Origin of the sequence: Anaplasma marginale str. Florida (genome assembly GCF_000215485.1) — a bacterium.
Lineage (GTDB): Bacteria > Pseudomonadota > Alphaproteobacteria > Rickettsiales > Anaplasmataceae > Anaplasma > Anaplasma marginale.
Window position 1 is genome coordinate 13,394 of the sequence record NZ_AFMS01000146.1, and the last position, 23,617, is coordinate 37,010.

A 23,617-nucleotide genomic window follows, 5' to 3' on the forward strand; every position below is an offset into this window, starting at 1 on the left:
CGCAAGAATAATGACTGCTTCCTCAACGGGCAGAACAGCCCTGATATCGGTATATGACAAGACAAATATTGAGAAACTCGCCCAGTTTATAGCAGCACGAGGGTTTCGCATAATAGCAACAAAAAATACATGTGGCCTGCTGCAGCAGGCTGGTATTCCTGCGGTTGAAGTTTCAGAGTACACCGGATACCCAGAAATGATGGACGGTAGGGTTAAGACTCTGCACCCAAAAATATTCGCCGGCATTTTGCGCAATGGAGACAGCCACGATTCCGAGTTGGACAGGCTAGCCGTAGATGCAATCGATCTGGTCATAGTAAATCTATACCCCTTCCAGAGCCTTGCAGCTGCTAAGGCCGCAGATGTTGCAGTGGTGGAGCAGATAGACATAGGCGGGGTGTCGCTTCTGAGGGCGGGAGCCAAGAATTTTCAGCATGTTACGGTTATACCCGACGTGCACGAATACGAAGGGCTGATGCAGGAAATGTCCAGTAACGGGAACGCAACAACACTCGAATATAGAAGGCGCATGGCCGCTAAAACTTTCGCCAACGTATCTTCTTACGATTCATGCATTCATGCGTGGTTAAACGGTACAGAAGCGCCAGACATGCCGCAAGAAATCACAATACGCGGAAGGAAAATTCAGGATTTGCGCATTGGTGAGAACCCGCATCAGAAAGCCGCCGTGTACGGCATGTATCACGATAGTTCACCTATGACATTGCCCATTGAGCAGATGCACGGCAAGGAGCTGAGCTTTAATAATATCGTCGATATCGAGTCCGCTGTTGCTATAGTAGCCGAGTTTGACGTCCCAGCAGTTTCTGTAATAAAGCACGGGAACCCATGCGGGGTGGCAGTTTCTAGCGCAAATGTGGACGATGCCTATGAAAAGGCAATTACTTGTGACCCAAAAAGCAGTTTCGGCGGGATAATAGCGTGTAATAGGCCGGTTACAGAGGAAATTGCACACAAGGTCGCAGACATGTTTGTGGAAGCGGTGGTTGCCCCAGATTTTGCTGAGGATGCACTGAAAGTATTGTACACAAAAAAGAACTTACGTGTGGTAAAGTGCACGCCCTACATGGCGAGTAGGTTGGTTTTCAAAAGCGCGCTTGGTAGCGGCTTGCTTATGCAGGAACGCAATTGCAGCACAATAGGCATTGACGACCTGCTTAAGGTTACAACTAAAACAGCGCCTCCCGCGGTTCTGCAGGATTTGCTGTTCGCGTGGCGGGTATGCAAGCATGTGAAGTCCAACGCAATTGTAATAGCACGTGACGGGCGCGCCATAGGAGTAGGCGCAGGACAAATGAGCAGGGTTGACAGCGTGGAGCTTGCTGTCAAAAAGGCACAAGACTGCACAGGTGCTGTTATGGCGTCTGACGCATTTTTCCCATTTGCAGATAGTATACATCACGCCGCGACTGCAGGCATATTTGCTATAGTGCAGCCTGGTGGTTCTTTGCGGGACAAAGAAGTAATAGAGGCTGCTGACGATAGTGGCATTGCGATGTACTTCACGGGCCTCAGGAGTTTTTGCCACTAACAGGAAAATCAGATTCCGGTTTTCTCAACCGCAGTGCGGGTGTACAGATACATGGAATATACCGACAATGCAGCCGCAACCCACAGAAGAAATTCCCCAATGCGCGTCACAACTCCCCCATCACCGACGATTAATACTCCAGTTGCAGTCATTTGCATTACAGTTTTGAGCTTGCCCATGCCGCTTACTGGCAAACTGGTGCCCGCAGCAATAAAGAATTCACGCATTCCGGATACCAGCACTTCCCTGCAGACAATAACGACGACGCACGCGACGCTCAAGCCCGTTATTTGCCCCACATATACCAGCATTATGAAAGCAGAAAGGACTATAAGCTTGTCGGCAACCGGATCAAAAAGCCTGCCAAACTTAGATTGCGCTCTCCACATGCGAGCCAGGTATCCGTCAAGGAAATCAGTTGCGCAGGCAAGCAGAAATATAGCCAAGGTCACATACCGGGCACATCCGCAACCCACATAAAAGCTGGAGACTACGGCAGGTATGGCAAGAACCCTAAAGATGGTCAGCATATTGGGCAAAACTTTCCTCAAGCCACTCCCCTCTCAACTCACAGCGCGCCCGCCTATCGGGACATCAAATACCAAGAGACCTAACAGCCGCGCACCGGACCTGTGGAAAGCGCAACATCCACTACACCTAAAGAAACAGCATAAAAACGCTCACCGCGCTGACACGCCTGTTTAAACCCATAAGCATTCTATAATGGATGCTTTCCGGGTTGACTGCAAGTCTAAAATACGCCAAATCGCCACGAATTAGCGCAATACCTGGCCGCTCTTGCCTGAAAAATCATCATGCCTAGAAAAGTGACACCCCGCTGCTTGAAAAGCCCAAATGGGAATAATGTCTATTCAGCCCTGGTTTCGGTGGCAATACTGCAGCGTGCGATTTGTGCACCCAAGTGTTAGCGCGCTTCCAAGACACCATTTTTGGGAGTAGTTCTAACACGCTGCTTGGTTTATCTATCACAGATTCTGTCCAATTGCCCCATATGTTGATGCCCTGCAGCCATTATTCACGCAGCCACAACTGGCCTCCGTAGCCGATGACGCAACGCGTTAGAAACCGTACGTAGTGTTGGCATTATAGCAACCAACGTTGCACTTTTGCCGCATTTTCAATGCATGAAGTAGCCGTTAAAGCCCTGGCGCGCGGTTATACCGCGCCATGGGACAACCTTTTTATTTGCCCGCGATGGCAATTACATATACTATATCCCCGTCTTAACATGGCTTTGTATGGCTTTCGTTGATGACAGAAACGTAAAGACTTGCCGTGGATGGGTTTTGGTCGGAGTCCACGCATTGGGAGTCTCCGGCATCCTGTCAATACTAGTAGTGTTCCTGAGAATGCCATTTCTCAAGTCAGTAATCACAAATGCTGACCAAGTATTTGGCCTGTCACTAGTACTGCACGTGGACCTTTCGGTGGTAGTGTGGCTGTGTTCGATGTCCTCTACGCTGATTAGTATGACCGTACACCATAAGCTAAGATACCTTGGGCACTGCTGGGTGGTGGCCGCAGTAGGCACTGCACTAATGGTGTTATCGGCACTCTTACAGGGCGCGGTTCCAATAAAAAGCAACTATGTACCGGTCATAGACCACTGGTTTTTTTTCGTAGGGCTGGGGCTGTTCTGCTGCGGGGTATTGCTCAACACCCTACCCTCAGTAACTAGGCGCAAAGACCAGCGCACTGACTTTCCCATGTTAGTGGGAATACACGGAATGTCCGCCATGATGACCGCGGCAGTGTTTTGCTTCATAACTGCATATTCTGCGACCGACAAAAACCTGGAAAGCTTGGTGTTTTACGAAAGGGTCTTTTGGGGCGCAGGACACCTCTTGCAAGGTGTGTTCGGACAAGCATTTTTGGTGGTGATGTTGTTGAAGATCAGGCATGGGCGCTTCACACACCCCTACTTGGTCAGCACAGTGTTCGCGATAAATGCCCTGTCCGTCATAATTGCGTCTGCAGCGCATATTATTTACCCACTAGATTTTGCATTACTAGCTGAATTTTTCACATGGCATATGCGGATAGCAGAGGCCGTGGTACCCGCCTTCCTGATAGTATTTGCAGGCGGTAATCTTAAAGCCTTGTTGCAGCGCGACAACAGACATCTGCTTTATTCCACAGTAATGTTCACTTACGGCGGCATTCTAGGCATCCTCAGCATGCATGGCACGGTCACAATACCCGCTCATTACCATGGGTGCGTCGTCGGAATGACCGCGGCTTTCATGGGGTTTGTATATCTCATGATGCCACAGTTTGGTTATAGGGCAGTCAGTCAGACTTGGCAAAACATACAACTGTTCGTGTATAGCGCAGGGCAGATGCTCCATATAACGGGATTAGAGTTGCTGGGAGGGTACGGAGCCTTACGTAAGGTGACCCATCTGCCAGACGCTGCATCAGCGGTTGCGCGCTATTGTTTTTCAGTGGGCGGCGCTATGGCAATCATAGGTGGGTTCCTTTTCGTTATGCTGGTTTTGGTGTGTGTGTATCGTGGAAGGGAAACAAAACATGGCACCTCATAGGTGTGCTTACCCCAAGGGTAGCCTAGTTTGCGGTGTGCGGTATTTAAAAATTTACCACACAAGCGTACCATCAACTCGAGGGTGTCTCAGGTGAAAGCGAGGCCTGCGACAGATAGAAGTCGCTGGCGCAAAGCGCTTGGTTGGGACGCAACGCCCTCATCTGCTCCCCCCAGTTACGTCATCGCCAAAAATTCTATGATCACCAGCTCTTTGCGCTGCCTGCTGTTGCGCATGGCATGCGTTTTCCTTATGTTGCCGTCAATAGCCAGCGGCTCTGGCCCGAGCATAGCGGTTCCGTGGACAATAAGAGAGCCAGAAATGCGCGGCTTTTCCAAAATGCTGGAGCACGCCAATAGAGGAAACTACAAAACAACGCAACGCATTGCAAAAAAGCTGGGCAAGGAGTACGTGGTGCTTGCACAGTGGCTGCGATTGCGCCATGACTGCGTCTCTCAAGAGGAGGTCAACGATTTCAAGTCAGCCCACCCAGAGTGGCCAAGCCCTGTTGCACACACCAAAACTGCCGTTATGACGTCTATCTCCGAGGTCAAGCCTGAATGCGGACGTCTTAGGAAAAGTGCGGTCTTCCTGAACTACAGCACCCTGCCCAGAGATGCGCTCATATCAGTGGCAAACCGGCTGCTGTGGACAAAAAGAATACGTGCGGCAGAGTATATAGCCAATAACCTCGGGGAAGAGGGCCTGGTTACCACAGCCAGAATAAGCTTTAGGCGCAACAAAAAAGACCTAGGCGGCATAGATGCGTCACCAGTTTTTGCGTCTATGAGCTCAGACTTTGGGCTCATGTATGACTATGTATCTTGGTATATAAAGAACAGACAGATCAGCGAAGAAATACTGCATCTGATGTCTTCGATACCCAAAGACCAAAAATACCGCAGGGAGCTTTGGTACCTCTACAGGTTGTACATCGGTGATATCATGTACTACAAACTCTCTAGGTTTTACGGCGCCGCATACGCGCTAGCCAGGGACTGCACAAGGCTTGTGGATGCCAGCACATTACCTGAAGTACACTGGCTTCTCGGGTGGATCGCACTTAAATGCCTTGAAGATTATGAAGCGGCCAACGCACATTTTACAGACTTTTATAACACAGCAAGAACACAAGAATACAAAAGTAAGGCTGCCTATTGGGCTGGGCGCTCTGCCGAAAAGTTGGGTGACGCCGATGAATCCCTCGGGTGGTTTAGGCTTGCAGCACTGCATAAGACAACCTTCTATGGCCAGCTTGCCCTTCTGCAGCTGGGCGTGAACAAAGTCCTGCTTGACACAAAAAGCGTCAGGTACAGTAATCTACACTACCTGCGTTGCAGGAAAAACCTGTTTGCAAAAATAGGGTATATGCTGTCTAGAGCGCAGCGCGATGATATCGCAGATCTGTTCGTGCAGCATGCAATAAAAACCACCAATAGCCCGGAGGTTGCCGGCATTATCACTGAGCTCGCCCTTGCGAGTGGCAATACCCACTCTGCGCTCAAAGGTGCGGAGTATATAGGATCTAAGCTTTTACTGCCGGAAAGCCTTTACCCACAACAATATTTGGCAGTGCACGATGACCATAAAGACATAGTGCTATCAATGATCAGGCAGGAGAGTAAATTCGACAAAAAAGCTAAAAGTCGGTCCAACGCGCTTGGGCTAATGCAACTATTGCCATCAACTGCGATGGAATTGGCGCGGGATTTACAAATAGAATACCAAGAGAGTAACCTTCTGGACCCAGAGTACAACATAATGCTGGGACATCACTATCTAACCAAGCTGCTTAAGACATATAATAATTTTCTGGTACTGGCCTTGGCAGCTTATAACGCAGGACCGGGAAATGTGAACCTATGGTTGAAAAATCTGGGAGATCCGAGGCAGTTGGAATCACCCGGAGCGCTCGCGGAGTGGATAGAGTCCGTACCATTCCCAGAAACTCGCACATACATACAGAGGGTGCTTGCAAATTTGCATGTGTACAATGGCATGTCGGGCAAAATTATGGCCCTAAGCCGGCAACAGAACCAAGTGTTCGCGCCTTAGTATGTATCACGCAGGACGCCTTGTTCCGCGTACATAGTAGACGTATCCCAGCAGCCAAACCAGGGCTAGGAAGTACCACGTTATGGCGTATTCAAGGTGGTCATTCCTGACTATAAGCGCCGAATTTGCTTGTAATCCGCCAGCAATAGTTGTGCCATCACCCCACAATATACAAGGCTCAAGGTCGGGCAGGCCAATGTGTTTTGACATGTTTTTTACGTCAAACCAAAACCATAGATTTTCTTCCGGACTGTTACGCACCACCCATCTGGATAGACTCCGCAACTTGCAGTGCAATACACCACCGACCAACCGCACGCTCAAATCGCTGGTGTCGGACACGGTGCTGATGTTGGTAAACACCCCTCTGTTTACCAGAATTCGCCGGCCATCTACCAACGAAAATGGCTGAAGGAAGTAATATCCTGCCTTGCCAGCGAAAACCCGTATATGTTTTTCGTCCTTAAAAACACCCTGTAACTTTACTTTCCTGTACGCGTAAGCATGCAGCTCCCCAGCAGGAAGAGTGACAGGGTCCATGCGCATTGTTTCAATAATATGCAACTTCTCCCGCAACCGTAGGAGCTGCCATGTACCCAATGATAGAAGCAAGGCAAGAGGCGCAAAACAACACACAACCAGCAGTGCATACCCTGCGCAACTGCGCGTTTTAAAACACATCATGCACTCCACAGAATGTTTGCCCCGCTCATAAGACTTGCATAATGCAAGACTTCCAACAATCTGGAGGCAACACTACGCCCAACATCTTCTCGGGAGTGTATGCCACTTTCCTCGTTGACACAAAGCAATTTAAGTGCCATCAAGTAGCAGCAGGGGGCGTGTATATGCGCCTTTTAATGCCGGTGGTCGTGCGTGAGTGGGGTTAATACTTTGTGAGTTTTTGCCTCCTACAATGTTGGGGGTATGTGGGTTGGTGTTGGGTGCGTATGAGAAAAGCAGACATAAACGCGGGCCGCTTGTCTTTTCCCTCAAAAAAACTGGCCTGGGTCGCAATTGTATGCGCATTCCTATCAGGAACCTTTCCCCACAATAGCAGCGCGCAGGCAGAAAAGCAGGAGGATCCCAGGCAGGCTTTTGTCAGGGATACTGAAAGTCTGAAAAAGACCTCATACACCAGGCGCGACTTTAGAGAGTTCATCGTAAAGTGTAACGCCAAGGGGGTCGCCCCAAATTTTAAGAAGGAGTTCGGCAGTAACCTTGCTGGGGCGGATTTTAGTGAGCTGGACATGCGGGGCGCAGTCTTTGAGGATGTTAGCCTCGTTCAGGCAAATTTTAGGCATAGCAATATCTCCAGCACCACATTTTCTGGATCAGACATGCGCGGGGCTAACTTTTCGAACACTGACCTAAATAGATCCCAGTTTGAATCGGTGGATCTAAAGTTTGCCAACTTTGCGCTTGCAGACCTCAACGAAGTTAAAATAAACTCCTCCGAAATCAGTTATGCATCTTTCCTCGGCGCAGACATGCAGTCCGCGGCAATCAAGAACTCGCAGGGAGTATATGCGGCGTTTACAAACGCTGATCTCGGTACAGTGTCGGTATTGAACTCAAACATGAGCAATGCAAACTTTCAGGATATAGAAGCAACCGGCATACTGATACAGGATAGTGATCTGACTGCTGCAAGGCTATTCGGCGCCAATTTAAACGGTGCTAGAATACAAAACTCTGTACTAAAGGGCTCTATCATGTACGGAGTGCGCATGAACTTTGCAGACTTCACAGGAAGTGATTTGAGCAACGCTAACATGGAAATAGCAAGCATCCACTCTGCGAGTCTTCACAATGCAAACTTGAGCAACGCTAACATGTACTCCGCCGATATTTATCATACCGATATGCGAAATGCTAATCTCAGTGGTGCAACTTTGGGCGGCGCAGTTATGGTGGGGGTGAATCTGCACAATGCGGTGCTGGCAAGGGCCGAGCTGAAGGGCACCGCGATATCTGAATCTATCTTGACGGAATCTGATCTGAGAGATATTACACTCGAGGCTAGCAGCATTTCTGACAGTACACTAGGTCTTGCCGTGCTGAGCAGAGCGAAAATCAGCAACTCTACAATATCGCGGACTGGCATGTCGTCAACCTTCGCACACACCGCAAATTTGAACAAAGTTACCCTAGAAAAGGTTGACCTAACAAATGCGGTATTGAGCGAGGTTAAGACGTCACAATCCGTATACAATGACGTAAACGCCAGCGAAATGGTATGGTCTGCGTCCGAGCTGCATGATGTCATAATACACGGCACCCTGCTGCAAAATTCTGTATTTGCCAATAGCAAGCTGGGGAAAGTAAGTATATCAGCAAGTAACGCGACAAGAGCTAGTTTTATAGAGTCAGAATTTGTCGGCACAAGTGTATATAGGGGCGTTTTGGCTGGATCTAGTTTTCAAGACTGCACGTTCGTAAACACTGTTATCATGGAAAACGACACAGTACCGGATGATGCGAGTGGTGCCGTCACATCGGAACAGGAACTGCAAGCATTACTCAAGCGCGAAAAAGTGCTCGATGTAAACTATTCGTATCTAGACTTTAGCGGCATGCAACTACACGAGATAGACTTTTCGAATTCCCGCCTGGCAGGCACTAACTTTCACGAAGCACAACTACACGACGTAAACTTCTCTAAAGCGGATCTCTCCTCTGCAGATTTTACCGACGCATCCTTGGTAGAGGTAAACTTCACGGAATCCAACGTCAATAAAGTAATCTGGCCTGATGGGACAATGGTCCGACAAGGGGCAAGCGCAGCACAGCCCAGTGATGACAGTAAAACCAAGGCCGCTGGTGGAACAACTGAGCAGCAGAGCAAAGCCCAAGACCAAAGCGAAAACAAACAAAAGAGCGGTGCCCCGCGGCCAGACGCTTCTAAACCCGACGAAAGCACCGCTGTTCAGAAGCAACCTGCAAATTCAAGCAATGGGCCCAGTCACGCCGGAGAGGCGCCCTCAACAGGGGGTGGAGCTACGCAACGAGAGCACGCTCCCGGTAGAAAAGCCCTGCGGTGAGGTAGCGGTGCGCAATCTGCATGAACGTTAGATCGGTTGAGGTGTGTGAGGCAGGGTGGCACTCTGTGGCTCTGCACTACAAATAAATTTAGTCACATTACCGGAACTTGCGCGTGGTGAGCAATGTCAAGAAATGTAAATCTGTCTCTAGTGGCAAATGCCAAGTTTGCTACCTCACCATACCTTGCGGTAGTCCACCCAACATGCTCGGGTAGATACGGGCTTTTGAGGTCGTGCAGAATTCTCTCCAGCAGCGTGGGATCAATAACCTCTGCTCTAACCCTCTCGGAGATGTATTCCCACTTTTCACTTATCACGTGGTTTAGACTTTTTGCGGCTTCGCTGTCTATGGACTTCCGAAGCAGCACATCGTAAAACTCCTGCGCTCGCTCTCTACCAAAATACTGTTGCAGTGAACGGCTATCAATGCAAGTTTGCACAAGTCGCGGTTGCATGTTGCACAGCTTTTTCTGTAGTTTCGCCAGCACTACCGTGGCAACCCCCACCCTTTCCCCGTGCAACAGGTTGTAGTCATCTAGAAGCTCGGTAGCGCAGGCCAAGATATGTTCCCCTTGGCTTGCGGACTGGCTCCCTCCAGCTATTATCATACCGACACCAGATAGGAGCAGAGCCTGCATGAGCAACATTATGGTATCGACATCCCGGGCCACCAGGCCTTGGTAGCTTTCTACGAGAGCGTGTTCTACATCTTCACTGATGAGAAAAGGCAGCTCGCTATATTGAGTGCCTAGAAATATATGCGAAAGTAACCAGTCTGCACGCGCTGTTGAGCGACAAATAAAATCTGCAAAGCCGCTATTTATCATCCTCGCCGGTGCGTTGGCCAGAGTGCCTGTATCTATATAGATGGCGCGCGGCAGTTGGCCGGCAAAAGATTTTTTTGTGCCGTTTTTAATCGTAATGGAAGCGTTGGGGGAGGTATATCCATTCATGGAGGGAGCGGTTGGAAACAGTATGTATTCCTTGCCTTCAGTTTTGCTCACATATTTACACACATCGTTTATTGACCCACTTCCAAGGGCAATAATGAAATCTGCACTTTTAGATGCATTCTTCACACAGTCAACCAGGGCAGTGGAAGCGCAATATTCTCCTTGAATCGTGTAGTGATTGAAGGAATTTAACACCGCACTACTGATGAGCTTTGCAGTGTTTGAGTCCGCAACTAAAAGCGCCCTGCCCGCGTAGTTGGATGCTATATCTGGAAGGCTGGCCAGCATACCTTGGCCTACATTTATAGCTCCAGTAATGTACTCAGCAACCTCAGCGTACCCGCCAGCAACAACATGTGGCAGAGCCATGTTTAAAAACTGAGTAGTCATGCACCATAACGCCGGCCAAAACCCATGTAGCGAGTATACATCCAGCAGCAGCGCATAGCAAAGAATATGCCCTACTGCCCAACCTATGTCTGGCGTACACACCGGTGGCTAAGCCCGCTGGGATTGCACCCTTAACCCGGTACGAATGGCTTTGTTCAGCCTGATAGGCCATGGTGATGACTTTAGTTGACTGGCGTCATATTCTGAGTGATACTGCCCAACGTAGTCTACATTGCGTTAGGTGTGGTTTGAGTCCGCTGGAACAGTTTAGAGTAACAAAGTTACTCGACATACCCGCTCTTTGGGGAATAGACCTGAGCTTCACTAATTGCTCGCTGGTCATGGTGCTTGCGTCCGTAAGCTCTATCTCGCTTTTGTGTTGGGCACTTAGAAAGGTCAACGTTGTGCCAGGGCCTTCCCAAACTGCAGTGGAGCTAATTTACGGCTTCGTCGCCAACACCCTTGAAAGTAACGCCGGCGCGGAAGGTCTGCGCTACATACCCTTGGTTATGACTACCTTTCTGTTCGTGCTGGCGTGCAACCTTGTGGGAATATTGCCATTTGGGTTCACCGCAACCAGCCATCTATCCGTCACGCTGGCTCTGTCACTTGTTGTTTGCACAGCAATCACGGTAATTGGTTTCAGGCACCAGGGGTTGCACTTTCTCAGGATATTCCTGCCCGAAGGTACGCCGCTGTGGCTGGCCCCTATGATGGTTTTTATAAAGCTGTTTGCATACGTGGCACGGCCGGTAAGCCTTGCAATACGTTTGGCAGCAAATATGATCGCCGGCCACACCATAATCGCGGTGATTGCGGACTTCGTGCTCAAGATGCATCTCGTACTAGCGCCTCTGCCATTTGCGTTCATAATGGCCCTGATAGCATTTGAGATCTTCGTTGCCATATTGCAGGCATATATATTCACCGTACTTACTACTGTGTACCTGTCTGACGCCGTAGCTGGCCATTAAGGCGTCCAAATCACCTAGTTGTTGAGAGTTACGCGCGCGGGGAGTGGCGCACCCACCGGCGAGGACGCCGCACGGCATCCTCATTACGCCTTCACCGGGGCAGTACTAAAAGCGCAGCACTCCGCTAGTACAACGTGTGCCACGTTACCGTCGCCCAAATGCAACTGGATTGCTCTAAGCACGTTGGGACTGGGCCGCCCTGTCCGCCGCCATTGCTGGAGCCACAACCTCCACTTACAGAACTGCAGCCAGGGGTCTGCTGAGCTCCCCCCCCCCCAACGGTAGCTGAACTCTGCGCTTGTGTTTGCATCGTGGGTTGTGCTGGCTCACTTGTAGCAGCGCTCCCTCCCCCAGTGGTGCTGTGCGGCCGTGCATACGTGGTGGACCAAGATGCTTCTCCTTCCAGCTCCAGATCCAACGACCTAGCGTGGTCAGCAGCACGGGCAATCGCGTATGTGGTATGCAGCACCGTACCCGCTAAAGCAACAGCAGGATGTGCTCCTAGGGCCGCATTGAGAACGCTAGACGTAACTGTATAGGTAGCCACACTGGTGGCACTATGTAATACGGCTTTATCAAAATCTGCATCGTTTTCACGCCATTCTGGATCATCTTCAGTAATGGCATCGGTGATGACATCGGCCACTTTGTCAGCAAGAAAATTGGCGACGACGAATGTAACCATTCCCGCAATAATTGGTAAAAACATACAAACTCCTAATTATAGTGCTATACAAAACTTGTGCGCAGGCCACACCTGGCACGGGCACCAACCTAGGGCAGCCACCGCCCTTGAAGCATTTGGGAATTACAGGTGATCACGCACACATACGGTAGGGTAATATACACGCCACTGGTGCAATGTCAATTCATAGCATAAACCTCATCCACCGCACAGTAACAGTAGGTTATCGCCAAACGGTGTTCGCACGCCTCAAGCATCCCTCAACCCTCGCGCGCCACGAACCCACACTTGGCTTCCCAACCACTATATCAGGAAATGCACGCCCACCGTGAAGCAGTACGCCACCGCCCGGTAGCGCAAGTGACTCCGCTCCACACCACGGCACACCAACTCCACAGCAACTCCTCAGCAACTCCTCAGCAACTCCTCAGCAACTCCTCAGCAACTCCTCAGCAACTCCTCAGCAACTCCTCAGCAACTCCTCAGCAACTCCTCAGCAACTCCTCAGCAACTCCTCAGCAACTCCTCAGCACTTGTAATGCTGAAATGCGAAGGCCACAGTCCACAAAACTCGCTTAGCGCTAGTGCTCCCAGATAGCATATCTAGCAAATCTCCTACTGTACGGCAGTCAATTACTAATTGACTTAGCATTGCAAGCCCTTATAATCTGTAGGGTTGAAGTTTGCACTGGTGGTGGTTTATGGACTCTTTGAGGTTTGTGGCCGTTGGGCTGAGCGTCCTGGGTATGGTGGCGTCTGCGTTTGGAGTTGCAGCTGTTTTTTCGGCCATGCTCAATGGCATCGCTCGCAATCCGGAGACAGAAGACAAGCTGAAGAAATATGTCTATACCGGCGCCGCCTTGGTTGAGGCTATGGGCCTGTTCTCGTTCTTGCTAGCACTACTTTTGATATTCGTGGCCGGCTAGCCAGCAATGGGCACCGTACCCCAGTTGGACTTTTCAGTATACCCCTCGCAGGTGGTCTGGTTTTCCTGCGCGTTTTTCTTGCTCTACCTTGCGGTTAGGTGGGTCGTTCCCAGGGTTGAAGACGCTATAGGTAGAAGGCACGCTGCAGCTAGCAAGTCCTTGGAGGGAGCTTCGGATGTTTGTGAGGCTATAGGGTTGAAGCTGCTTGGGCAGCGGGAGGCGTTGGAGGACGCAGAACTTAAGGCTGGAGACACGGTAAAAAAGGCGTTGGCCGAGGTTTCGCTGTGTGTTGAGGAGGCGCGCTCTCTGCTAGACAAGGAGGTTGGTGCTATGCTCGAGGTGGCAGAACAGCGTTTGGAAAAACTGCAGCAGGACACTCGTGGTGAGCTGATTGATCTTTCCGCTGAGGTTGCATTTATGTACTACGCTAAGGTGCGCGGCCACAATGAGGCGAAAAAGGCAGCACTGAAGAAGTTGGCCGCCAGATTATACGAGGGAAAGTTATGACTATGAGCACTCATTTGATAGTTGACCTTGCTTTTTGTGTGGGATTCGCATTGGCTTTCAATCCCGCCAGTAAGTTCGTTAGGCGGTTTTTGTCGAAACACTCAGATTCAGTGGGCGGCGTCGTGGAGAAGTCAGCCGATCTCGAGCGTGAGCTGGAGCTAATGCTTCACGATATATCAAAAAAGGAACACGAAGTAGATTCAGCAGTGGCTGAGATGCTCCGCAAGTCTGAGGAACAGTACAGGGCCATAGTGCAAAACGGGAAAAAAGAAATAGAAGAAATGCTTGAGGCTCAAATTAACCTGGCGACTGAGCGGGTTGCGTTTGAGGTTGATAACTTTGTAAAGTCTCTGAGGCTTGCTGCAGTTGACGCGGCTTCTGGTGCTGCCCGTAGCCTGCTCAGGGAAGAGCTGGAGGGTAAGGAGCGTGGTGACGGCGGTGATGTAGCCCCTTCACCAGAGCACGATGACGACATCGCAAAAAAGCTTCACTAGGCAGCGCTTGTAGTTGCGGCACGCGGCAGGGGTTCTGGCGTGTGCGATGTGTGGCAGCGAGTTTTCGTCGCGTGCACCTGTCTGGTGCGGCGACTGTACCCCGACGTGTTATGCGTTGCTCTTATCTGTAATCCACTTCAGCATCTTGCGTATTCTTCCGTATGACGGGCTGTGATTCCTATCCATTCCCTTGTAAAAGCTGTGCACTACTAGTAGTGCAGTACCGACGGCTGCAGAAAATATTGGATTTCTGTCATACTCTTTGTTCATACCATGAATTTGAGCAGGCAGACCAACCCTTACTTGCTTGCCTAGAACGTAATTGGCAACCTCCCGGATACTAGCCAAATTGCTACACCCTCCCGTTATCACAACTTTGCCAACAACATTCTGCTGCCTGTCCATCTCCCCCTTCACCAATTCTAGAATCTCCTCCACTCTCGGGCGAATAATGTTAGTCAAATCAGACTTCATTATGGAGCGCTCGTCTTCGCTGCCATCTTCGGTTTCAATGGCATAGTTCTTATCCGCCGAGGTGAGCATTATGTCCCCGTGCAGCACTTTCACGCGCTCGGCATCCTTGACGCTTATACACAATCCGTACGCTATATCTCTGGTTATGTGCATTCCACCCAGGGGAATTGTACTTGCATGCACGAATTTGCCCCTATCAAATATCCCAATAGAGGTGTAATTCCCCCCTATATCGAGAATCATAGTTCCCAGCTCCTTTTCATCCTCCGTGAGGCAAGCCAACCCCGATACATACGGCTCCGCAACGCAGCCACCCATGCTCAGGTTGTTATCGGCGATGCAATTCTCGATGTTAAGAAGGGCAAGCTTCGAAGCGGTAACCACGTGCATATCAGCACGTAACTTCCTACCATACAGCCCTTTCAGCTCCGTAACATCGCTGAGGTCATCCAAATGATAGGCTATTGGAATGTTGTGGACTACTATATCATCCCCAGAAAATTTCTCATACGTCTGAAGCATGATCTTGCGCACGTCACGATCCGATATCTCGTGCACTGTAGAGCACATCTCATTCGAGATGTTATGCGACGCAATGCTACACCCAGACACATTAACATACACCTGGTTCATCGTGTGCTCGGACGCCTGTTCCGCAGCATCCACACTGGACAATATAGAGTATCCGGCATGTTGTTTGTTGGAAATCGCACCGCCATTTACGCCGTCAGCGGCTTTATACCCCACCCCCATGACTGTAGGCACGCCGTCACTACGCATTTTCACGGCGAGGCACACCATTTTTGTGGAGCCCATGTCTAAAACTGCAAACACGTTCTTCCGGGGCTCCGTCATCACGGCAGAATGCAACACAACACGATACCCTTTTACCCTTCCACCCCGGAGCAATATATGACAGATCCGGGTTCATCTTATATGGTTATCGGAACATATCAAGCATTTTTGCTCCCCTACCAATCCCCAGCAAGCGCCCTGCACCGCCTCGCAGCAGAGACAGTATAAGCACAAAAACTGGAACGAGCTCTAGCCGTCCGATCAACATTAGTACCGTCAATACAAACTTGACGGTTGCAGACACCGGGGCATACGTACCATGTGGCCCGACAACATCACCTATGCCCGGCCCCGTATTCGTAAAAGTTGATGAAACAGACGTTACAATTGTTGCCAAGTCGTCTTCACTCCAGGCAACAATAATGCATGCGATGCAAAATACGAAAACATACAAAAAGAAAAACGCACCGGCTTCAGGCAAGGCCTCCTCCCGCGCTGATTGCTCAGACACGGTGAATGGAGTCCGCATGAGCATGTGTTTGACGTATCTGTATCCACCGCGTACCAGGATAACTATTCTATGCATTTTAAGGCCGCTATTAGTGGAACCGGAGCATCCTCCACATAAGGTTAGGATTGTCCCAGAAACGGCTAAAAAGCCCCAGGAGCTGTAGTCGCAGTTAGAAAACCCGGTAGAAGTCACCAGTGAAACGAGTATGAAGGCTGAGCGTCGCAGCACCTCAGGAAACTCCGCCTCGGGAAGCATGTTTCTGCTGTATAGGTTGACCGCACCCAATAGCGAAAATACCACAAGTACGCACACGAAGACAACAAACTGCTTGGATCGAAACCTGCCCTCAAGCGCCAACCTAAGATAGACTACAAACGGGCAAGAAGACAGCAGCATAAAGACAATGGCGACGATCTCAATTGCAGCGCTGTTGAAGTGGCCCAGCGAGCTGTCGTAATTTGCAAAACCACCCGTGGAAACCGTACTCATCGCATGGCATATTGCATCAAACGCAGACATGCCGGCTATCTTGTAGGCACCCGTACACAGTACTAGCAACATAGCATACATGCAAGAAATGTACAGCACAGTTCTGAAAACACTCAACTTGAACCGTTGCCGCGCTGTGGCGGATTCAACGCCGTAGATATCCTTAAGCCCAACAACTTTCAGGCATGGTAACAGCAACACACCAATGGCGATAACTCCCAACCCACCGATAAAGTTTAGCATCACGCGCCACAGTAGTATTCCCGGCGATTTCGCTTGTAGATTATAGAGCACCGTGGCACCAGTGGTGGTAAGCCCAGACACAGCTTCAAACAGCGCATCAGCATAAGACAACTTGGCTGTCTCCGAGACAAGAAAGGGTATTGCGGCCAGAATTGACAGCACAGTCCACACGGCACAGATGAGATATACGGTTTCATGCCGCCCTATGGGGCCAGATTTCCCAAAGTGCAGACACACCGATCCAACAACAGCAGACACCGAAAAGGCAGTGGCAAAACCCTCCCAATCCTCTCCGCCCATGAAGAAGTCTACAGCCATTGGAACCAAGAGGAACAGCGCAAACAGCAGGGAAAATGCCCCCTGCACGAAGACCAGGGCGCGCCAATGCGTTAGGGATGTATCACACGCCTCATTGCGCACAGCAGCCACCAAAAACCAGCACTCGCGACACCCTAGCGCAGATGCAGCACTCACGTGAACCGCGCGCCCTTGGGGTGTCCTATCACAAAAAGTGTTTTATGTCCATGAATAATATACGGGTTACGTGAGCCCAAATTTGTGCGCATGCACGCCTTTTTCTGCTACAATCGACGCGGAGAGATGGCTGAGCGGTCGAAAGCGCACGCTTGGAGAGCGTGTACACAGCAATGTGTCGGGGGTTCGAATCCCCCTCTTTCCGCGTTTTATTCCACATGGAACAGTAAAGTTGGAGTCTGCAGCCCTAAAAAAGCTCAATAGTCTAGAGCTGAGTGGTGGCTACGCCGTTGCGGTATCTGGTGGCGTGGATAGCATAACATTGTTGAACCTCGTGGCGGCATTGCACAAAACACAAGCTACCAGCCGCCCAGTCGTGCTGACGGTAAACCACGGGTTTCGCGCTGAGGCAGATCATGAAACTCGCTTCGTACAAAAGCGGGCCGTGGCGCTCGGGCTAGATTGCGAAATACTGCGCTGGAACCGGCATCGCACGTCTAGCAAGTCTCAGGAAACCGCTCGGGAGATTAGATACAGCCTGCTGCACCAGTGGTGCACGGAGCATTCAGTCAAATTTCTACTCACCGCACACAACAAGAGCGATCAGGCAGAAACTGTACTTATGCATTTAGAGCGTGGTAGCGGCATTGACGGGCTATCTGGCATGCATGAGCGGTCTGTCTTCGGGGATATTACCATTTACAGGCCCTTACTCGGCTTTACTAGGCAGGAAATCTTAGAATATGCAACCCAAAAACAGCTATCCTGGGTGGAAGATCCGAGCAACCAGGATCCTAAATATAGAAGGACGTTTTTTCGCAACTTAATAGCGGAAAGCAAAAATCCTGGAGTTGTTGTAGACAGACTATGCAGAACTACATCACACATGCATAGAGCACTTGCTTGCATTTTGCACTACGTGCGGTCTTCGCTCGATTACTGTCTGGAATTCAGCCCTTTAGGTTTTATAACTGTAAAATCGCAGGAATTACGTAGCGTGCCCGAGGAAATCGCGTCCAGATTGCTGTTACTATCGCTAATGGCTATGGGGGGGAAGGACCATAAGCCGCGGTATTCCGCTTTTTGGCCAATTTTAACAAAAATACTCCAGGGCCAAGATTTTACCCCGCGTACACTGCATGGGTGCAAGGTACGTAAAGAGCCAGACGGGAATTTCTCTATAGTGCGCGAACTTGCACGCATAGAAACCAAAATTGGCGTAAAAACTATAGCTGAGACTATTCAATGGGACCGAAGATTCGCCATAAAGATAATGTGCACGCACAATGCATCAGCCGCGGAAACCACATCATGCAGCGCTAAACATGCACCAAACCCATCGGAAGAGACACAAAACTTGTACATCACCCCACTGGGCAATGGGTCACTACCTGAACATCTAGTACATGTTAACAGAGATGTTGCATGCAGCCTTCCGGTGCTCGCCCATGGAGATAAAGTTCTTGCGTACCCCTGGCAAAACCATAATATAGGGGTCTCTCCAACCATCAGTGTGGAGGAAGTTCTGGTTAGAAGGGGCGTGATTAATCTAATTTGCCATCAGCTTTATCGGTAGGGGTCACTCGTCATGAATTTTAGGAAAGTGGCTGAGGGGTTGATTGTATGGTCAGCAGTGATTGCCCTCACTGCTGTGCTTTACACCCAGTTTGGTGACAAGATTATAGGCAACAAGGAACTACGTGTACCTTTCTCCGAGTTTCTTGTAAAGCTAGATGCTGGGGAAGTTGAGCATGTTAACATAACAGAGCGCGAAATATCAGGAAAGCTGCGTGACGGCACAAGGTTTAGGACCGGGGGCGTGATATATGATAGCCTGATAAAAACCTTGCACGCTCAGAAAGTTACTTTTGAGTTCTCATCTGGAGAAACAGTGCTGGGCATCCTGGGCAGCTTGCTCATTTCCTGTCTGCCGATGTTATCCCTGGTAGTTATATGGTGCATCTTCCTCAAACAGATTCAGGTTGGGGGCAACCGCACGATGAGTTTCAGCAAGTCCCGCGCAAGGCTTATGACCGATAACCGCGGCAAGGTCACATTCGAAGACGTGGCCGGCATTGATGAGGCAAAAGAAGAACTTGTAGAGATAGTAGACTTTCTCAAGCATCGGCAAAAGTTTCAAAAGTTAGGTGGAAAAATTCCGAAAGGGTGCTTGCTGATAGGCCCACCTGGGACTGGTAAAACGCTGTTAGCTCGTGCAATTGCTGGTGAGGCCAGCGTCCCCTTCTTTAGCATCTCTGGTTCTGATTTCGTAGAAATGTTTGTTGGTGTAGGAGCCAGCAGGGTGCGGGACATGTTCGAGCAGGGGAAGAAGCATGCGCCATGTATAATTTTCGTGGACGAGATAGACGCCGTAGGCCGGCATCGCGGCATAGGTCTTGGTGGGGGTAATGACGAACGCGAGCAAACGCTGAATCAGTTGCTTGTAGAAATGGATGGATTTGAATCCAACGATGGCGTAATCATAATCGCCGCAACCAACCGCCCAGACGTTCTTGATCCCGCCTTGCTAAGGCCGGGTAGGTTTGACCGGCAGGTTACTATATCCATTCCAGATATAAACGGGCGTGAGAAGATTATAAACGTGCACGCTAAAAAGGTGCCCATGGCCCCGGATGTTGATGTCAGAGTAGTGGCAAGGGGGACCCCTGGGTTCTCCGGTGCTGACCTGGCCAATTTGGTCAACGAAGCCGCGTTGATTGCTGCCAGGCTTAACAAGAAAGTCGTCACTATGAGTGACTTTGAGTACGCCAGAGACAAGGTCATGATGGGCGCCGAAAGGAGGTCTATGATTATGACGGATGAGGAGCGCCGCCTTACTGCGTATCACGAAGCTGGGCACGCGGTAACGGCATTTCACAACCCCGCCTCCGATCCTATACACAAAGCTACTATCATACCGAGAGGTAGAACACTGGGTTTGGTAATGCGCCTGCCAGAAACTGACAGAGTCTCGCACACGAGAGAAAAAATGCTTGCTGACTTGGTAGTGGCCATGGGGGGCAGGGCCGCAGAGGAGCTGATTTTCGGATACAGTAAAGTGACTAGTGGTGCATCTTCGGATATTAAGCAGGCCACAGAATTGGCTAGATCTATGGTCATGAAGTGGGGCATGAGTGATAGTGTAGGACCTCTTTACCACAGCGACGACCGGAACGAGTCAATTTCTGACAACATGGCAAACCTCATAGACGAGGAGGTAAAGTCTATAGTATCGAAAGCGCTTGAAGAGGCTAAGGCCACCCTGGAAAAGCACATTAACTCCCTACATGTGATAGCGGAAAACCTTCTGGAATTTGAGACGCTTACCGGCGACGAAATAAGCGATCTGATGTCCGGCAAGAAAATAACCAGGAATGAGGGAGAAGCTAAACCAATAAAGCGTTCTTTTGTGCCGGACTGACGCTGGTTTCGCTTGGGTTGCCCCATCATCACTGTTGCAGCTACAAATTTGTCTGGCGGTCGGTTAGTCACCGCGTGGATCTTCCAGCATATTAATCATTGAGGAGATATCCGTGGGCTTTTGTCAATTCTGTTGTGCTTTACTCAGCTTGAGCATATAATCCGCGTTCCGGTACCTCTATACGTAGTCCCTATGTTGAGCATGGCAAAGCGGGTGTTCTGGCCGTACGGTTATGGGTCCGGCAGGGCCTCGTTTCACAAAATTGTCAAGAACATCAACGCGATGGAAGAGGGGCTATCTGCGCTTTCAGATAGCGAACTTTTTTCCAAGACTAGCCATTTCAAAGAATTGCTCGCAAGCGGCCAGACCTTAGATGACCTCCTCGTTCCAGCATTTGCAGTAGTACGCGAAACCGCGCGTAGGGTGCTGAATATGCGCCACTTTGATGTACAGCTCATTGGAGGCATAGCCCTACATAGGTGCATGATCGCAGAAATGAAAACGGGGGAAGGTAAAACGTTGGTGGCAACCCTCGCCGCATATTTGGGCGCACTAGAGGGTGCGGGGGTGCATGTGGTCACTGTGAATGACTACCTGGCGCGGCGCGACTCCGAATGGATGGGCAATATATACCAGGCCCTGGGAATGAGTGTGGGTTGTATCACGGGGTCATCTTCGGATGAGCAAAGAAAGGCAGCGTACGCGTGTGATGTGCTTTATTCAACAAACAATGAACTCGGGTTCGACTATCTGCGTGATAACATGAAATTCGGCAGAGAGTCCATGGTGCAGCGGGGGTTTAATTACGCGATCGTGGATGAAGTAGATTCCATTCTGATAGACGAGGCGAGAACTCCGCTGATTATTTCTGGACCAGTAGAGCGCGATAGCGCCCTATATGGCAGGGTAGACTCATTAGTGCGGGCACTGACGCCGGAGGATTATGAGGTGGAGGAGAAGAACAGATCCGCATTCTTGACTGAAGAAGGTGCGGTCAAGGTTGAAAAAATGCTTCTGTCAATGGGGCTCATTCCCGTGGGGTCTTCTCTGTATGATACCGAAAACATAGTAATGATGCACTACGTGAGCCAGGCTCTGCGTGCCCACAAGCTGTTCGCCGTGGACAAGGACTATATAGTAAAAAATGGCAATGTAGTCATAATTGACGAGTTCACCGGACGGATGATGGAAGGGCGCAGGTATTCGGACGGGTTGCATCAGGCATTGGAGGCTAAAGAGAGGCTTACCGTCAACAGCGAAAATCAAACCCTGGCATCTACCACATTTCAGAATTACTTTCGCATGTATCGCCGCATTTCAGGCATGACTGGAACTGCGGCAACCGAAGCGGATGAGTTTCTGGGAACGTACAATTTACAGGTAATGCAAATCCCAACCAATGTCCCCGTAAGAAGGGTAGACATGGATGATGACGTGTATTGTACAGAAGAGGAAAAATTCGAAGCGGTTATAGACTTTATAGTAGAGTGCAACAAGCGGCTGCAGCCGACACTAGTGGGCACCATTAGCATAGAAAAATCCGAACTTTTGTCTGAGATGCTTACAAAAAGAGGAATAAAACATTCTGTGCTGAACGCTCGGTACCACGAAAAGGAGGCATACATCATAGCCCAAGCAGGCAGACCCGGAGCAGTGACGATTGCGACCAATATGGCGGGTCGGGGAACAGACATACAACTTGGTGGAAACCCCGAAATGCTTGCGAAAGACGAGCTGTCAGGCATCACATCTGATGAGGAGCGCAGCGCAAAGTACGAGCAACTCGTGGCACAGACAAAACGTGACAGGGACGTAGTGGTTGCGGCGGGGGGTTTGTGTATTGTTGGCACAGAACGGCACGAAAGCAGGAGGATTGATAACCAGCTCCGTGGAAGATCTGGCCGGCAGGGGGACCCCGGATTGTCCAAGTTTTTCCTTTCCTTAGAGGACGATTTACTGAGAATTTTCGGCTCAGATAAAGTCAAAGGAATGTTAAAAAGCTCGGCATGAAGAGGGGCGAGGCAATTCAGCATAAATGGATAAGCAAGGCTATAGAGCGCGCACAAAAAAGGTCGAGGCGAGAAACTACGATATACGCAAGTCTCTACTCCGGTTTGACGATGTAATAAATGAGCAGAGACAGGTTGTGTTTGAACAACGCAATCAAGTGCTTGACAATGACACATATGATTTCGCATTCATGTATCACAGCGTGAACCAAGATCTGGTTTCGCGCGTCGTCAAGGACAAATATTATGACCCTAGCCCGGAAACGTGTGAGCCTCTGTTATCGGAAGTTAAGCGAATATATGGGGTAGAATTAGAGCCTGAGAAGCTGCAAAATTTGGAAACCAAGGAGCAGGTGGTGGGCTATCTAGATTCATTCGCCCAGGAATTGCTAGAAAAGAAAGCCGCAGAGTTCGTCCACAACGGGGAGAACCTCTGGGATTTTGCCGCAAGGCGGGTGTTGATCACGTCTTTGGACCATATGTGGATTGAGCATTTGTCTGCGCTTGACAGCCTAAAGTGCGGTATTAACCTCCGCTCCATAGGGCAAAAAGCCCCTTGAATGAATTTAAAATAGAAAGCTTTCACCATGTTAAAGCACATGCTGTTGAAGTTTCACGAGATGGTGATACAAAAGCTATCAAGCATGCGGCTAGAGCGGGATGCTAGCCCTGCCACACAGCACATGTTCAGGGCTGCGCGTGGGGCGACTCGCCCTTTAGTGGCATTTCTCGTAATGAGAAGTGCCCCTGCGGATCTGGCAAAAAATTCAAGCACTGCCACGGCATCCTGCAACTCTGATCCTCTCTCAGAAACGGCTGGGCCCGCGTCGTCGCACTCAGCGCTATTTTCACTCACACTGAGTACATTACCATACTAGGAAACGGCACCGGCAGTTTGCGGACGCAACCCACCTATTGAGTTCATGGGAGATCTTTCGTTTTCAAGCTCAAAGTGAGCTATCGCCCCATCTATGCCGTATTTTTTTATTATGTCGTCAACTATTGACCGCTGGGTTATGGCGGTGCTGATGAAGTTATTGATTTTCATATCACATATTCC

At 50.0% G+C, this 23,617-nt stretch carries 16 protein-coding genes, 1 tRNA gene and 2 pseudogenes; 12 read left to right on the top strand and 7 right to left on the bottom strand.

The window, feature by feature from the left end; translation table 11 throughout:
- The first annotated feature begins 10 nt into the window (after positions 1–10).
- Positions 11–1,552 (top strand): bifunctional phosphoribosylaminoimidazolecarboxamide formyltransferase/IMP cyclohydrolase, encoded by a 1,542-nt coding sequence (purH, locus tag GAC_RS04210; RefSeq protein ID WP_010268524.1) that lies wholly within the window; start codon positions 11–13, stop codon positions 1,550–1,552.
- 8 nt (positions 1,553–1,560) lie between these two features.
- Here purH and pgsA read toward each other — a convergent pair whose 3' ends face one another.
- Entirely contained in the window at positions 1,561–2,103 is a 543-nt protein-coding gene (pgsA, locus tag GAC_RS04215) for a CDP-diacylglycerol--glycerol-3-phosphate 3-phosphatidyltransferase (RefSeq protein WP_010266017.1), read from the bottom strand.
- Positions 2,104–2,811: 708 nt separating this feature from the next.
- Here pgsA and GAC_RS04220 point away from each other — a divergent pair.
- Positions 2,812–4,116 carry a cbb3-type cytochrome c oxidase subunit I gene (locus GAC_RS04220; protein WP_010268528.1) on the top strand — a complete coding sequence of 435 codons (1,305 nt, stop codon included), beginning with the start codon at positions 2,812–2,814 and terminating at the stop codon, positions 4,114–4,116.
- 231 nt (positions 4,117–4,347) lie between these two features.
- A complete protein-coding gene (locus GAC_RS04225) occupies positions 4,348–6,168 on the top strand; it encodes a lytic transglycosylase domain-containing protein (RefSeq protein WP_241759837.1) in 1,821 nt (606 codons plus the stop codon).
- Positions 6,169–6,174: 6 nt separating this feature from the next.
- On the opposite strand, the gene GAC_RS04230 is transcribed toward GAC_RS04225, so the two are convergent.
- Positions 6,175–6,852, bottom strand: coding sequence for an SURF1 family protein (locus tag GAC_RS04230; RefSeq protein ID WP_010266019.1), 678 nt, complete (start codon positions 6,850–6,852; stop codon positions 6,175–6,177).
- Positions 6,853–7,118: 266 nt separating this feature from the next.
- On the opposite strand from GAC_RS04230, the gene GAC_RS04235 reads away from it, so the two are divergent.
- The gene (locus GAC_RS04235; protein ID WP_010270707.1) at positions 7,119–9,212 is read left to right on the top strand and encodes a pentapeptide repeat-containing protein; all 2,094 of its coding nucleotides are present in this window, start codon (positions 7,119–7,121) and stop codon (positions 9,210–9,212) included.
- A gap of 92 nt (positions 9,213–9,304) precedes the next feature.
- Here the strand turns inward: GAC_RS04235 and GAC_RS04240 are convergent, their stop codons facing one another.
- Positions 9,305–10,555: an iron-containing alcohol dehydrogenase gene (locus tag GAC_RS04240; RefSeq protein WP_035062485.1), complete on the bottom strand. Its 1,251-nt coding sequence runs from the start codon at positions 10,553–10,555 to the stop codon at positions 9,305–9,307.
- A 248-nt stretch (positions 10,556–10,803) separates the two neighbouring features.
- Between GAC_RS04240 and GAC_RS04245 the strand changes: the two genes are divergently transcribed.
- A complete protein-coding gene (locus GAC_RS04245; RefSeq protein ID WP_010266027.1) occupies positions 10,804–11,529 on the top strand; it encodes a F0F1 ATP synthase subunit A in 726 nt (241 codons plus the stop codon).
- Positions 11,530–11,653: 124 nt separating this feature from the next.
- On the opposite strand, the gene GAC_RS04250 is transcribed toward GAC_RS04245, so the two are convergent.
- Positions 11,654–12,238 carry a hypothetical protein gene (locus GAC_RS04250; RefSeq protein ID WP_241760159.1) on the bottom strand — a complete coding sequence of 195 codons (585 nt, stop codon included), beginning with the start codon at positions 12,236–12,238 and terminating at the stop codon, positions 11,654–11,656.
- 677 nt (positions 12,239–12,915) lie between these two features.
- Here GAC_RS04250 and GAC_RS04255 point away from each other — a divergent pair.
- Genes GAC_RS04255 through GAC_RS04265 form a run of 3 tightly spaced genes read left to right on the top strand, consistent with a single transcriptional unit; the run spans position 12,916 to position 14,141 of the window.
- Positions 12,916–13,140: a F0F1 ATP synthase subunit C gene (locus GAC_RS04255; protein WP_010266033.1), complete on the top strand. Its 225-nt coding sequence runs from the start codon at positions 12,916–12,918 to the stop codon at positions 13,138–13,140.
- Between the two features lie 6 nt (positions 13,141–13,146).
- Complete coding sequence (locus GAC_RS04260; protein ID WP_012659102.1) at positions 13,147–13,647, top strand: ATP synthase subunit B family protein; 501 nt, start codon at positions 13,147–13,149, stop codon at positions 13,645–13,647.
- 2 nt (positions 13,648–13,649) lie between these two features.
- Positions 13,650–14,141 (top strand): hypothetical protein, encoded by a 492-nt coding sequence (locus GAC_RS04265; protein ID WP_227013277.1) that lies wholly within the window; start codon positions 13,650–13,652, stop codon positions 14,139–14,141.
- A gap of 108 nt (positions 14,142–14,249) precedes the next feature.
- Here GAC_RS04265 and ftsA read toward each other — a convergent pair whose 3' ends face one another.
- The gene (gene ftsA, locus GAC_RS04270; protein WP_080510997.1) at positions 14,250–15,488 is read right to left on the bottom strand and encodes a cell division protein FtsA; all 1,239 of its coding nucleotides are present in this window, start codon (positions 15,486–15,488) and stop codon (positions 14,250–14,252) included.
- Between the two features lie 67 nt (positions 15,489–15,555).
- Complete coding sequence (locus tag GAC_RS04275) at positions 15,556–17,127, bottom strand: TrkH family potassium uptake protein (protein ID WP_010268567.1); 1,572 nt, start codon at positions 17,125–17,127, stop codon at positions 15,556–15,558.
- A gap of 120 nt (positions 17,128–17,247) precedes the next feature.
- Between GAC_RS04275 and GAC_RS04280 the strand changes: the two genes are divergently transcribed.
- The 4 genes and pseudogenes from GAC_RS04280 to secA all read left to right on the top strand — a co-directional run bounded on the left by GAC_RS04280 (position 17,248) and on the right by secA (position 23,356).
- A tRNA-Ser gene (locus GAC_RS04280) sits at positions 17,248–17,332 on the top strand.
- Between the two features lie 27 nt (positions 17,333–17,359).
- Positions 17,360–18,703 (top strand): tRNA lysidine(34) synthetase TilS, encoded by a 1,344-nt coding sequence (gene tilS, locus GAC_RS05525; protein ID WP_029209839.1) that lies wholly within the window; start codon positions 17,360–17,362, stop codon positions 18,701–18,703.
- A 12-nt stretch (positions 18,704–18,715) separates the two neighbouring features.
- Positions 18,716–20,548, top strand: coding sequence for an ATP-dependent zinc metalloprotease FtsH (ftsH, locus tag GAC_RS04290; protein ID WP_010268572.1), 1,833 nt, complete (start codon positions 18,716–18,718; stop codon positions 20,546–20,548).
- A gap of 192 nt (positions 20,549–20,740) precedes the next feature.
- Positions 20,741–23,356 (top strand): annotated as a pseudogene (secA, locus tag GAC_RS04295) (preprotein translocase subunit SecA).
- 75 nt (positions 23,357–23,431) lie between these two features.
- On the opposite strand, the pseudogene GAC_RS05530 reads toward secA, so the two are convergent.
- Positions 23,432–23,617: pseudogene (locus GAC_RS05530) on the bottom strand (ABC transporter substrate-binding protein); the annotation flags it as partial.